The organism is Mesonia sp. K4-1 (assembly GCF_008017825.1).
GTDB lineage: Bacteria > Bacteroidota > Bacteroidia > Flavobacteriales > Flavobacteriaceae > Mesonia.
In genome coordinates, this window is the sequence record NZ_VRLS01000037.1 from 33,415 (window position 1) to 46,171 (window position 12,757).

A 12,757-nucleotide genomic window follows, 5' to 3' on the forward strand; every position below is an offset into this window, starting at 1 on the left:
ATTAAAGTTCAAGTTTATAGTTTGATTTAAAAGTTATAATTAATACCTAGAGTAAATACCGCTCCTCTGGTATATGATCTGGTAGTTTGATTATTTTCTGTTTGAACCCCTCCTGAAAGTGGTAAGACGTCTTGTGTCCTTTTAATCTCTGGATTTAAAATATTCTGAGCTTTAAATCTTAGTAATAATCTTTCGGATAGTTCTTGGCTAAGTGTAGCATTTAGAGTTACGAAACCTTCTTCAATAATTTCATTATTATATAATACCGAGTTTGCATCTGTCTGGCTATCTGGTGCAGAGCCTAATGCAAATATTTTATCTGAAGCGTAATTTCCTGAAATATTAGCATTAAACTCTCTCTCCCAATTGGTAGAAAAGTTTAAAGAAGTGTTTACGATGTAATCTGAAGCTCCTTGTAATCCTACTTCTGTTTTATTATTGTATTGAAATGTTCGAGCTAAAGTTCCGTCATCATTAAAATTTGTTTTCAGATCTTGGTTATGCCACATTCTACTAAAGTTAACACCTAAATCTAAATTGATTCCATTTTCTTCTTCTGAAGAAGTTAAGTTTACATTTGCATCTAATTCTATCCCATAAATAGTAGCTTCTTCTCCTGAGTTGAAGAAAGAAAATACGCCTGCAGAACCTCTATCTAATACTCTATTTATTGGATCTTTAATATTTTTGTAAAAAGCAGTTGCGGAAATAAGCTCTTTATTAGTTGGGAAAAATTCCCATTTTAAATCTAAATTATAGACGTTACTAGCCTCTAAATCTACATTACCTCGGGTTATTTGGCCAGTAGCAGAAACATATTCGAATGGAGCAATTTCTTTAAACTCTGGTAATGTAATAGTTTTACTAGCTGCTAGTCTAAGATTATGCTTTTCGCTTACAGCATATTTTATATTTAAAGCAGGGTAAAAATTGTCGTAATTTTTTTCAACATTTCCTCCTTGTCCACCAGGAGCATTAGCAACATCATAATCGAGGTTTATCATATCTTTTTGATAACGAGCACCTACATTAAAATTAAACTGACTAAAAGAGTAATTAATATTAAAGAAACCTGCGCTAGAATTGAGTTCTGCATCATAAGTGTCAGGTGTAATATTCCCTTCACTATCAGACCTCACCAATCTAAGGTCTAATAAATCATTATTAAAATTTTCAGTAATGAATACAGCATCAAGATGATCGATAGAAGGAGGATTAACTCCCGCTCCATTTTCTGTGACACCAAAAAAACTTGAAGTGAAATCTCTAGTTTTGTTTCTATAATTTCCTCCTAAACTTAATTTTAAAGTTGATATAGAATCGTTTTCAAAGACGGTAAATTCGTTTTTCAATCTTGCATTATATTCTAAATCTTCAAGGATTTGAGAAGTTTTCCTTTGTTGAAAACCTCCTTGAAAACCTAATTCTACAAGTTCACCTTCCATATCTGTAGGTTTCTTGATGTTTACCTCGTTACGAATACGATTAGGCTCATCTGCATTTAACTTATTATATCCTAATCCCCAAGTAAGGTGATTTTTTTCTCCAATTTCGTGATCACCTAAAAGTTGATTAACCCATAACCTTGTTTGTTTGGTGTTTTGATCCCTAATAAATTGGCTGTATTGATCTTCGTTATTTACTTCTTCAAAAACGAAACCTTCACGGTTTCTACCAGCTTCATAAACTTCATCTTTTACTTTATTAACAAAAAGACTTAAAGCTTTAATTTCATTTTTTTTGTCAAAACGATACTTCAAATCCAATAATCCGGTAGTGTTGATGGTATTGTTATATAAAGAAGCATCTGTAAATTCTACATCTGTTCTATTTCTTTCAAACTGCCTAAAAATTCCTTCAGAATATTCAAATTTGCTAGATTGGGAACCTGTAAAAAAGATTTTAAATTTTTCTCCTATTTTCTTTCCAGCAGTTAAAGAGTATTGGTAATTAATAGGCATATTGGTGCTCTGAGCATTCCAAGTCTGGTCTGTGATTGCATCTCTTGTAGAAATATCTTTAGAGTAGAAACCTAAAGAAAGATCACTTTCATTAGCTGTTCTTTTAAAGTTGCTTCCTATACCTTTAGCATTAGCATTTGTGTTTAAGCCTACTTGGGTTCCAAAACCAAATTCCTCTAACCCAACTAAGCTTCTAGAGCTTATGTCTACACTTCCTGAAGATTGATCTGCAGAGTTTGCAGAAGAATAGGTTTTGCTTATTGATACGCTTTGAACAATTCGGGTAGGGAATAAGCTTAAATCGATATTTTTTCTTTCAATATCATCTGAAGGAATAGGCATTCCGTTAAGGGTGGTGTATAAATAACGATCACCAAGTCCTCTTACGAAGACATCTCCAGAAGCTTCACTGCTACTAACTCCAGAAATTTTTGTAGTTGCCGTAGCAGCATCACTTACACCAAGCTTGGTAAGTTCTTGAGAACCTATACTTTCTTTAATATCAACAGCATCTTTTTGATCAAGTAAAAGAGCTACTTCAGAGTCTCTCCTGCTTACGGTAGTAATCATGACTTCATCTAACGCAGCAGCACTCGCTCCTAAGCCAGTATTTATTTCAGTAACCTTATTGGCTTCCACTTTTACATTGGGAATTTCTACGGTTTCGTATCCAATAAAACTAAATACAATGGTGTAAGTTCCAGTAGGGATGTTTTCAATTTTGTACAATCCGTCAAAGTCAGAGGTTGTACCTTTAGAGGTGTTTTTAACGGTTACGTTTGCAAAAGGCAAAGGTTCGTTATTCATTTCTTTATCGCTAAGGGCACCAGCGATAGTTCCAGTTTCTTGGGCAAATGCGAAAACTGAAAAGAAAAATAAGATTTGGGCAAAAAGTTTTTTCATTACATGTTTATTTACGCTGCAAAGAAAAACAAGTGATGCTTAATAGGTGTTACCCATGAGTTAACTTTGAAAGGGTTCAATGTTAGAAAAATGTTACCAATGTTATGTGATTGAAATATTTGTTAACTTAGAGGTTTTAATATTATATTTACTTTTACCTCTTAAATTTTTAACCACGTTTGTTATGAGTAAAAATGACATGAGTATACTGCTTGTAGATGATGATCCAGATATTCTAGAGATTGTAAGCTATAACCTTTCTGCAGAGGGGTATCAAGTATTTACTGCCGAAAATGGAATAGAAGCCGTAAAAAAAGCAAAAAAGAAAAATCCAGATCTAATCATCTTAGATGTAATGATGCCAGAAATGGATGGGATTGAGGCTTGTGAGCAAATAAGAAAAATACCTTCTTTAGAAAACACCATTATTACCTTTTTAACTGCTAGAGGAGAAGATTACTCCCAAATGGCTGGTTTTGATGCTGGGGCAGATGATTACATCACCAAGCCTATTAGACCTAAAGTATTAGTAAGTAAAGTAAAAGCTTTATTAAGGAGAGTGAGTTCAGAAGAAATTGAAACCAATATTGTTGAGATAGGAGACCTTACTATTAATAGAGATGAGTATAAGATCCTTAACGGAAAGGAAGAAATTATTTTACCAAGAAAAGAATTCGAACTTCTTTCTCTCTTAGCCTCTCAACCCGGAAAAGTTTTTAAAAGAGAAGACATTCTCAATAAAGTTTGGGGAAATGAAGTAATTGTAGGAGGTCGAACTATTGACGTGCACATTAGAAAGTTAAGAGAAAAAATAGGAGATAAAAAGTTTAAAACCGTAAAAGGAGTAGGGTATAAATTTGTAATTTAATGGCGCAAGAATTTAAACGATCATATAAATTTGCTTTTTATACCTCTTTGTTTGTTACCTTATTTATGGTAACTCTTCTTCTTTTTTATCAATTTGTTTATTTAAAAATTTTTAACTGGCAGCCTATTATCATCTTCGGATTAGGTTGCTATGTTTTCTCTTTCCTTATTATACAACTTAGAATAGAGCATTTTATTTATAAAAGAGTAAAAGCGGTTTATGATAAAGTTTCTTTGTTAGAGTCTTCTAGTCTAGAAGAAAAGCAAATCACTACAGATATGGCAACTCTAACAAAAGAAATAGAAAAGTTTGCCAAAGGAAAGAAGCTAGAAATAGAATCTTTAAAAGTGAGAGAAAACTATAGAAAAGAGTTTATGGGAAATGTTTCTCACGAATTAAAAACACCTCTCTTTACCGTTCAAGGTTATATTTTAACTTTATTAGATGGTGCAGCAAATGACAAAAAAATTAGAGATAAATATTTGGAGCGTGCAAGTAAAGGGGTAGACAGGCTCATCTATATTGTTAGAGATCTAGATATGATCACCAAGTTAGAAACAGGTGACTTACACTTGTACAAAGAAAAGTTTGATATCATAGAGCTTGTAGAAGGACTTTTTGATATGTTAGAAATGAAAGCTTCCAAAAAAAATATCTCTCTAACTTTCGATATGGATTATGAGCAAGAGATTATGGTGTTTGCCGATAAAGAAAGAATACAGCAGGTAGTCACTAATTTAATCGTTAACTCCATTAAATATGGTAAAAATGGAGGAACCACCGAAGTAAGTATCGAAAACCTAATTAAAAATAAAATTATTGTAAGAATAACAGATAACGGAGAAGGAATAGAACAAAAAAACATTCCTCGTCTTTTTGAACGTTTTTACAGAGTAGATAAAAGTGGTTCTAGAAAAGAGGGAGGTTCTGGGTTAGGACTCTCTATTGTAAAACATATCCTAGAAGCACATAAAGAAAAAATCTACGTAGAAAGTGACTTTGGAGTAGGGAGTGAGTTTTCATTTACGCTCGAAAAAGTGAAAAAAACTGCTTAGAGGAAGAAAGCTTTTATATTCCATAAGACCATTATAATCCTTTAAATTGTCCAAAAGAGACAATTTAAATTCGTGCTGTCTACAGCTAGGAGCTATATTTTTTCGGGTTAGGCGTTTAGCAAGGTATTCTTGTTCGGTTTGACCAGGAGTGGGGATAAAAAATGCTTTCTTCTCTAATTTGGCAATATCCATTATGGTAGTATAACCAGCTCTAGCAATGATAAATTTACTTTCATTAAATGCATTTTCTAAAGCTTTTCCTGTAAGAAAATTATAAAAAGTAACATTGCCTTCTTGCCAGCGTTTTTGCTCTTCTTCCATTTTTCCGCAAATAAAAAGTATCTTGTTTTCGCTTCCGCGGATTTCTTCTCGCAATCTTTTTTCTAAAAGTCCGCGTTGAGGTTCGGGGCCAGAAAGAATAAACAGATACTCATATTTTAAAGGAATGTCTTTTTTAGAGAACCTGCTTAAAGGACCTATATAGGTAATTTCAAATTTCCTTTTCTTTTTAAAGTGACCTAGTTTTCCGCTAAGGCTAGGAGAAAATTCTACATCAGGAATCCAACACGTATCAAATTTCCTTATGTAATGTTGATGTAACCAAGAGGTGATAAAGGTAGTGCTGCCAGAAAGTACGTTTAGTTGATGTGTGATAAAAACACTTTTCACGTAAGAAAGTCTTACTCCTAATCGATTGTCAGATATAATTCCGTTAAGGTTTTCTTTTTTATGAATTTGTAGCGTTGCCTTTTGTTCTGCCCAAATAGCTTTTACCACATGATAACTTCTTAGTAAGAATTTAAATTTAAAGAAATATCCCTTTTTTGCATAGCTTATTTTGTAAGAAGGTAATACGTAGGTTTTTAAGTTAGGAAATTCTTTTCTTAAAAGCTGTAAAGCATCCCCATCTGAAGCTAAAATAGGTTCAAATCCGCTCTCTTGCAACGCATTTATAATAGGAATACACCTGGTGGCATGTCCTAATCCCCAATTAAGAGGAGCTACTAAAATTTTCTTTTTTGCCATAAACAAAAATAACATGAATTACCTCTGCATTATTTTAGTTAATTTTACCAAAATATTAAATGTAAGTTGTGGGAAGTAAAAATAAGTTAAAACGTTTTAAAGAAAACGAAACCTTTACAAATGTAATTCAACCCTCTAGAGAAGAAATAGTAGATCAAACATTTCCGTTAAAAGGAAAGTGGAGGGAAGATTTTTTTAAAAACGAAAAACCTATCGTCTTAGAGTTAGGTTGTGGTAAAGGAGAGTACTGCTTAGGACTTGCAGAAATGTTTCCTGAAAAGAATTTTTTAGGAATAGATATTAAAGGCGCAAGATTTTGGCGTGGGGCCAAAACAGCCTTAGAAGAAGGGATGGATAATGTAGGTTTTCTAAGAACACAAATAGAACTCATCGATCATATCTTTGCAGAAAGTGAAGTAGATGAAATTTGGATCACCTTTCCAGATCCTCAAATTAAATACAAAAGAACCAAGCATAGATTAACGAATACTGAGTTCTTACAAAAGTATAAACATATCCTTAAAGAGGACGGCGTGGTGAACTTAAAAACCGATAGTGAGTTCATGCACGGTTATACATTAGGCTTGCTGCACGGGGAAGGCCATGAGATTTTACATGCCAATCACCATGTATATAAAAACGAATACAGCCCTAAAGAAGTAATAGGTATACAAACTTTCTACGAAAAACAGTATCTTGAACAAAATAAGCCTATTACTTATATAAAATTTAAGGTAAAATAGATTTGATAGAAACAGCTCAACTTTTTTTAATTACCTATTTTGCGGCTCTTGCCGGAGTAATACCACCAGGATTGGTAAATATGACAGTAGCAAAAAGTTGCGTCGAAAAAGGGAAGAAAAGTGGCGTGTACGTAGCTTTAGGAGCTTCGATTATTGTTTTTGCTCAAGCTTTGGTCGCCATACTTATGGCGAAGTATATTTTTACGCATCCTTATGTGCAAAAGATGATGTTGCGTGCAGGCTTGGTCGTTTTTGTCATTATGGGGATTCACTTTTTTGTAGCCGCAAGAAAGAACAAAGCAAAAGAAAAAGTACGTACCTCTAAAAAAAACTCTGCTAAAAGTTTTTTAAAAGGAGTCATGATCGCTTCGGTCAATGTGTTTCCTATTCCTTATTTTGTAGCGATAAGTATGGCATTTAGCCCTAATGAGGGCTATGGATGGCCTACCATAATCGCTTTTGCGATTGCCGCTGCTTTAGGTACATTTACAACTTTATATATTTATGTAGTTTCCTTTTTAAAAATTGAAAAAAATACCCAAGCTTTTTCCAAATACTCTAATTATTTTATGGCAGGCTTAATGGCCTTACTTATTTTAATAACGCTTTTTAGAATTTTCTATTAAATGCCTAGCGATAATTTTTATCATAAAGTATATGAAGTAGCTCGAAAAATCCCTTACGGAAGGGTGACGAGTTACGGTGCTATTGCTAAAGCCATAGGAGCTGCTAAAAGTGCTCGCATGGTAGGTTACGCGATGAATGGAGCAGCAGCAATGCAAGAGGTTCCTGCGCATCGAGTGGTCAATAGAAATGGGCTACTTACAGGGAAACACCATTTTCCTGGTACTCATTTGATGCAACAACTATTAGAGAGCGAAGGGGTAGAGGTAGAAGACGATAAAGTCCAAAATTTTAAAACAATTTTTTGGGATCCTATGCGTGATTGCTAAAAGTAAAATCATCATCGATAAATTCAATCAATCTCTTTCCGTGTTACGCACTTAACCCTTATATTTGCACTTTAGAATTATTCTAAGTAAGCATTAACAGAAAGAAGACTTTTTATGAAGTTGCAAAAGAAAGAAATCCTTAAAGCATTAGAAACCATTAGTGTTTCTGGTGAAGGTCAAAATATGGTAGAAAGTGGTGTGGTTAAAAACATACTTACTTTTGGTGATGAGGTAATTGTAGATTTGTTATTAACTACTCCTGCAATGCATATTAAAAAGAGAGCAGAGGTAGATGTAATGAAAGCTATTCATGAACACGTTTATGAGAAGGCAAAAGTGAAAGTGAATATCAAGGTGGAGGCTCCTCAAGAAAAAAAGAACGAAATAAAAGGGAAAGCTATTCCTGGAATAAAAAATATTGTAGCGGTAGCCTCTGGTAAAGGAGGAGTAGGAAAGTCTACGGTCACTGCAAATTTAGCAGTAAGCTTAGCAAAAATGGGCTTTAAAGTAGGTTTATTAGATGCAGATATTTATGGTCCATCGGCTACGATTATGTTCGATGTTGAAAGAGAAAGACCTTTATCGGTTACGGTAGATGGAAAGTCTAAGATGAAGCCTGTTGAAAACTACGGAGTAAAAATACTTTCTATTGGTTTCTTTACAAAACCAAATCAAGCGGTGATCTGGAGAGGGCCTATGGCAGCAAAAGCGTTAAATCAAATGATTTTTGATGCCGACTGGGGAGAACTTGATTTTTTATTGGTAGATCTTCCTCCAGGAACAGGAGATATTCATTTATCAATTATGCAATCTTTACCTATCACAGGATCTGTTATTGTTAGTACACCTCAAAATGTAGCTTTAGCAGATGCTAAAAAAGGAGTAGCCATGTTCCGTCAAGAAAGCATCAACGTACCTATTATAGGAATTATTGAAAATATGGCTTATTTTACTCCAGAAGAATTACCAGAAAATAAATATTATATTTTCGGAGAGAAAGGAGCTAAAAATTTGGCTGAAGATTTAGAAATTCCATTTTTAGGAGAACTCCCATTGGTACAAAGTATTAGAGAATCTGGAGATATAGGGAGACCTGCAGCTCTTCAAGAAAACACTCTAATTGCTAATGCCTTAGAAAAAATTACTAAGAATGTAGTTCAACAAACCGTAAGCAGAAATAAAGATTTACCACCAACGGAGGCAATTAAAATTACTACTATGGCAGGTTGCAGCGCCGTTAAAAACTAAACCTATGACAACAGTAAATCACGAATTAAGAGCAAACGTAGAAAAGGCATTAGAAGAAATAAGGCCATTTTTAAGAAACGACGGAGGAGATATTTCACTGGTTGAAATTAATGAAGAAGAAAACGTGGTGAAAGTTCAGTTAGAGGGAGCCTGCGTAGGTTGTAGTGTGAATCAAATGACACTTAAATCTGGCGTAGAAATGACCATTAAAAAGTATGCTCCTCAAATTGAAAGAGTGATTAACGTTAGTTAAATGATGTGATTTAATTTCCGTCAAGCGGATTTGAAGACCCAAGAGTAGAAAAGAGTTATGATTAAAACAGATATACTGATTATAGGAGCCGGACCTACTGGTTTATTTACAGTGTTTGAAGCAGGTTTATTAAAATTAAAGTGTCACCTTATAGATGCTTTGCCTCAACCAGGAGGACAATGCTCAGAGATTTACCCTAAAAAGCCTATTTACGATATTCCCGCTTTCCCTGAAGTTTTAGCAGGAGATTTAGTAAATAATTTGATGGAACAAATAAAAGCATTTGAGCCAGGATTTACTTTAGGTGAGCGAGCACAAACTATAGACAAATTAGATGATGGTACATTTATCGTCACTACCAATAAAGGAACTAAACATCACGCCCCAGTAGTAGCTATAGCAGGAGGCTTAGGTAGTTTTGAGCCTAGAAAACCTCCTATTGCTAACATTGTAAATTTCGAAGATAAAGGAGTAGAATATATCATTAGAGATCCAGAGCTTTACCGCAATAAAAAAGTGGTTATTGCGGGAGGTGGAGATTCTGCATTAGATTGGAGCATTTTTCTAGCCGATGTCGCGTCAGAAGTTACCCTAGTTCATCGTAGAAATGAATTTAGAGGTGCTTTAGATTCTGTTGATAGAGTAAAAGAATTAAAGGATATCGGGAAGATTAACCTAATCACTCCTGCAGAAATTGATCAGGTAAACGGTAATGAGAAATTAGAGTCCGTTTTAATCCGTAAAAATAATGAAGCTTCTGAAGAGATTCTTTTAGAGGTAGATCACTTTATTCCATTATTCGGACTTTCACCTAAGTTAGGTCCTATAGCCGATTGGGGATTAGAAATTGAGAAAAATGCCATTAAAGTAAATAATAGCTTAGATTATCAAACGAATATTCCTGGCATTTATGCTATTGGTGATGTGAATACTTATCCAGGAAAATTAAAGCTTATACTTTGCGGATTTCATGAAGCTACCTTAATGTGCCAGAGTGCATACCAGCGAATTTTTCCAGACAAAAAATATGTGATGAAGTATACTACGGTAGGCGGAGTTACGGGGTTTGATGGTACTAAAAAAGAAGCGCCAAAGGCCGTGGTTAAAGCAATTAATTAGCGATGAGTGATATAAAAGTTACGATAATTGATAGAGATAATGTAGAGCATACGATAGATGCGCCTACAGATATGGCGATGAATTTGATGGAAGTGGTACGTTCATATGAGCTCGCTCCAGAGGGAACAATTGGTGTTTGTGGCGGAATGGCGATGTGTGCCTCTTGTCAATGTTACGTGCTTTCTGATACTGAATTGCCAGAAATGCAAGATGATGAGGAAGCTATGCTCGCAGAAGCATTTTACGTAGAGGATAATAGCCGGTTGGGTTGCCAAATCCCTATTCTTCCAGAAATGGAAGGTTTAAAGGTAAAACTGGCTCCAGAGTCTTAAAATTCAATTTTCTTATAAAACAATAAAGCCTCTATTTTTAGAGGCTTTATTGTTTTATAGCTATATGGTTTTTGCTTAAGATGAGATGCTTTCTTCTATTCCGTCCCAGAGCATAATTCTGTGTTGTAAAGACTCTATCGAGATGGTTTCGGCTTCTTTCCATTTTTGCTCATCGTTTTCACAAAGCTCTTTGACCATTTGCAAAGCCATAGGTCCGTGTTCATCCTCATCCAATTCAATATGCCGATCAAAATAGTACTTAAATAAACTAAGGTCCTGCTCTGGGAAATTACGTTGTACTTTTTCGATAATAGAAGTAAACATTGCTGGGATTAGATTTTCTCTTCCAAAAGTAAAGGCGGCAGCAACTAAATGTGGTTTTCTGCTATAGATCACATCGAAGCTAAATTTTAAAAATTTTTTAATGCTTGCAGGAATATCACTCGATGCAATGACTAAATAGATATCGGTACCATGCTGAATATGATCTACAAAATTGTGGATAGCTTCTGTATTGGCTTCACTTTTTTGCATCGCATCCAAATACATTTCATAGTGACTTTGTCTTTTTCCGTCAAGGTTAATATCGGTTTCTTCTGCTAATACAATTTCGTTAATAAGGTATCGAAGTTCAGGATTGCCAACGGGGTACCAGGGAAAAGAAGTATGTGTTAAACTAGATTGTAAAGATTTTAATAAAGACATAAAATCCCATACAGCAAAAACGTGATGCTCCATAAAAACTTGCAGGTCTTTAGGCGTTTTAATCTTTTCGTATAAAGTATGTTCTAGCAATTGCTTTTTATAAGGTTCTATTGCTGATTCTATATGCGCTAAATTCATATCAATTTTTTTTTCAAAATTACAGCGAATTAAGCGTATTTACAATGTGTTATTTAACTTTCCAAAAGAAAAAGCTGTACGGTTTTTGTTGATAATAATATATGATTGGAATTCTTATTTTTTATTCTCAAAGATCAATAGATTTTCTTCAAGTAGATGGAGTAGTTTCTGCTACTTCAAAGCCTTTGAAGAAAAAGTGTTGTGATAAATATATAAAAAAGGGCAAGCGTTGTAAACGTTGCCCTTGTGATGATCTTCTCTAAGTATTTCCTATTTAAATGCAGAAATACCGGTTACATCTAATCCTGTAATTAATAAATGGATATCGTGTGTTCCTTCATAGGTAATTACACTTTCTAAATTCATCATATGGCGCATAATGCTGTACTCTCCACTAATTCCCATTCCGCCTAACATTTGTCTAGCTTCACGAGCAATGGTAATCGCCATATCTACATTATTTCTTTTAGCCATTGAGATTTGTGCGCTTGTGGCTTTATTTTCATTTTTTAACTGACCTAGGCGTAAAGCTAACAATTGAGCTTTGGTGATTTCGGTAATCATTTCAGCAAGCTTTTTTTGCTGTAGCTGAAAACCAGCAATTGGTTTGCCAAATTGAATACGTTCTTTTGCATAGCGTAAAGCCGTATCATAACAATCCATCGCTGCTCCAATAGCTCCCCAGGCAATTCCGTAACGCGCAGAATCTAAACAACCTAATGGCGCTCCTAGTCCGCTTTTGTTGGGTAATAAATTCTCTTTAGGAACTTTTACATCCTGAAAAATCAGCTCTCCCGTAGCAGAAGCTCTTAAAGACCATTTGTTATGAGTCTCTGGGGTCGAAAATCCTTCCATCCCACGTTCTACGATAAGACCGTGTATTCTTCCTTCTTCATTTTTTGCCCACACTACGGCAACGTCACAAAAAGGAGAATTAGAAATCCACATTTTAGCTCCGTTTAATAAATAATGATCGCCTTTATCTTTAAAATTGGTAGTCATTCCACCCGGATTAGAACCATGATCGGGTTCGGTTAAACCGAAGCTTCCCATAAATTCTCCCGTAGCTAATTTGGGTAAGTATTTTTTACGTTGTTCTTCGGTACCATATTTCCAGATAGGATACATGACTAACGAAGATTGTACAGAAGCTGTAGAACGAACACCACTATCGCCACGCTCAATTTCTTGCATAATTAAACCATAAGAGATTTGATCTAATCCTGCACCACCATATTCTGCAGGAATATAAGGACCAAAGGCGCCAATTTCGGCAAGACCGCCAATAATAGATTTAGGGAATTCTGCTTTTTGAGCAGCTTCCTCAATAATTGGAGAAACCTCTTTTTTTACCCAATCGCGGGCAGCGTTTCTCACCATAAGGTGTTCTTCGGTTAATAAATCGTCTATATTGTAATAGTCTGGGGCTTGAAATAAATCAGGTTTCATCTAT

13 protein-coding genes are annotated in these 12,757 nt (G+C 34.7%); 9 read left to right on the forward strand and 4 right to left on the reverse strand.

All coding sequences use genetic code 11. The features are described 5' to 3' along the window. Positions 1 to 26 precede the first annotated feature (26 nt). Positions 27 to 2,864: a TonB-dependent receptor gene (locus tag FT986_RS06035; protein WP_147864307.1), complete on the reverse strand. Its 2,838-nt coding sequence runs from the start codon at positions 2,862 to 2,864 to the stop codon at positions 27 to 29. Positions 2,865 to 3,048: 184 nt separating this feature from the next. On the opposite strand from FT986_RS06035, the gene FT986_RS06040 reads away from it, so the two are divergent. Together FT986_RS06040 and FT986_RS06045 are read left to right on the forward strand one after the other, a co-directional pair. Beyond that, positions 3,049 to 3,732 carry a response regulator transcription factor gene (locus tag FT986_RS06040; protein WP_147864308.1) on the forward strand — a complete coding sequence of 228 codons (684 nt, stop codon included), beginning with the start codon at positions 3,049 to 3,051 and terminating at the stop codon, positions 3,730 to 3,732. Then, positions 3,732 to 4,787 carry a cell wall metabolism sensor histidine kinase WalK gene (locus tag FT986_RS06045; RefSeq protein ID WP_147864309.1) on the forward strand — a complete coding sequence of 352 codons (1,056 nt, stop codon included), beginning with the start codon at positions 3,732 to 3,734 and terminating at the stop codon, positions 4,785 to 4,787. The genes FT986_RS06040 and FT986_RS06045 overlap by 1 nt, the downstream gene beginning before the upstream one ends. Here FT986_RS06045 and FT986_RS06050 read toward each other — a convergent pair. Beyond that, on the reverse strand, positions 4,752 to 5,813 hold the full coding sequence (locus FT986_RS06050; RefSeq protein ID WP_147864310.1) for a glycosyltransferase: 1,062 nt from the start codon (positions 5,811 to 5,813) through the stop codon (positions 4,752 to 4,754). The two genes, FT986_RS06045 and FT986_RS06050, sit on opposite strands and share 36 nt — an antisense overlap. A gap of 68 nt (positions 5,814 to 5,881) precedes the next feature. Between FT986_RS06050 and trmB the strand changes: the two genes are divergently transcribed. The 7 genes from trmB (at position 5,882) to FT986_RS06085 (ending at position 10,461) form a co-directional block, all read left to right on the forward strand. Beyond that, complete coding sequence (trmB, locus tag FT986_RS06055) at positions 5,882 to 6,556, forward strand: tRNA (guanosine(46)-N7)-methyltransferase TrmB (RefSeq protein WP_147864311.1); 675 nt, start codon at positions 5,882 to 5,884, stop codon at positions 6,554 to 6,556. A 2-nt stretch (positions 6,557 to 6,558) separates the two neighbouring features. Next, a complete protein-coding gene (locus tag FT986_RS06060) occupies positions 6,559 to 7,182 on the forward strand; it encodes a LysE family translocator (RefSeq protein WP_370451137.1) in 624 nt (207 codons plus the stop codon). After that, complete coding sequence (locus tag FT986_RS06065) at positions 7,183 to 7,509, forward strand: MGMT family protein (RefSeq protein ID WP_147864312.1); 327 nt, start codon at positions 7,183 to 7,185, stop codon at positions 7,507 to 7,509. It abuts the gene before it with no gap. 114 nt (positions 7,510 to 7,623) lie between these two features. Further along, entirely contained in the window at positions 7,624 to 8,757 is a 1,134-nt protein-coding gene (locus FT986_RS06070; RefSeq protein ID WP_147864313.1) for an Mrp/NBP35 family ATP-binding protein, read from the forward strand. Between the two features lie 4 nt (positions 8,758 to 8,761). Further along, the gene (locus FT986_RS06075; RefSeq protein ID WP_147864314.1) at positions 8,762 to 9,010 is read left to right on the forward strand and encodes a NifU family protein; all 249 of its coding nucleotides are present in this window, start codon (positions 8,762 to 8,764) and stop codon (positions 9,008 to 9,010) included. A gap of 57 nt (positions 9,011 to 9,067) precedes the next feature. Continuing rightward, positions 9,068 to 10,129 carry an NAD(P)/FAD-dependent oxidoreductase gene (locus FT986_RS06080; RefSeq protein ID WP_147864315.1) on the forward strand — a complete coding sequence of 354 codons (1,062 nt, stop codon included), beginning with the start codon at positions 9,068 to 9,070 and terminating at the stop codon, positions 10,127 to 10,129. Between the two features lie 2 nt (positions 10,130 to 10,131). Then, a complete protein-coding gene (locus FT986_RS06085; protein ID WP_147864316.1) occupies positions 10,132 to 10,461 on the forward strand; it encodes a 2Fe-2S iron-sulfur cluster-binding protein in 330 nt (109 codons plus the stop codon). 75 nt (positions 10,462 to 10,536) lie between these two features. On the opposite strand, the gene FT986_RS06090 is transcribed toward FT986_RS06085, so the two are convergent. Together FT986_RS06090 and FT986_RS06095 are read right to left on the reverse strand one after the other, a co-directional pair. Then, complete coding sequence (locus FT986_RS06090; RefSeq protein WP_147864317.1) at positions 10,537 to 11,304, reverse strand: DUF3050 domain-containing protein; 768 nt, start codon at positions 11,302 to 11,304, stop codon at positions 10,537 to 10,539. Between the two features lie 270 nt (positions 11,305 to 11,574). Further along, complete coding sequence (locus FT986_RS06095; protein ID WP_111539503.1) at positions 11,575 to 12,753, reverse strand: acyl-CoA dehydrogenase family protein; 1,179 nt, start codon at positions 12,751 to 12,753, stop codon at positions 11,575 to 11,577. Positions 12,754 to 12,757: the final 4 nt, after the last annotated feature.